The organism is Paraburkholderia sp. BR14312, from assembly GCF_040948675.1.
GTDB classification, from domain to species: Bacteria; Pseudomonadota; Gammaproteobacteria; order Burkholderiales; family Burkholderiaceae; genus Paraburkholderia; species Paraburkholderia nodosa_A.
Genome location: NZ_JBFPKI010000095.1, coordinates 1 through 261 on the forward strand (window position 1 = coordinate 1; position 261 = coordinate 261).

The 261-nt window shown below is 68.6% G+C and carries 1 protein-coding gene; it reads right to left on the reverse strand.

Features of this window, described 5'->3' with window-relative positions; genetic code table 11:
- On the reverse strand, positions 1–261 hold a 261-nt coding region (locus tag AB3X98_RS42175; protein WP_368610460.1), incomplete at both ends, for a pyridoxal-phosphate dependent enzyme.

The following is a 261-nucleotide window of genomic DNA, read 5'->3' on the forward strand; positions in this document are numbered from 1 at the left end:
TCTGCACGCCGATCACACTGAGCTCTGGGCGCACGCATTTTACGTACGCCGCCACGCCCGCAGCCAGGCCGCCGCCGCCGATCGGCACGAAGATCGCGTGAATCGGGGCCTGATGCTGGCTCAGCACCTCCATGGCCACGGTGCCCTGGCCGGCGATCACGTGGGGATCGTCGAACGGATGCACGAAGGTCAGGCCGCGTTCTTCCTGCAGGCGCACGGCGTGGGCGTAGGCGTCGCTGTACGACTCGCCGGCCTGCACGA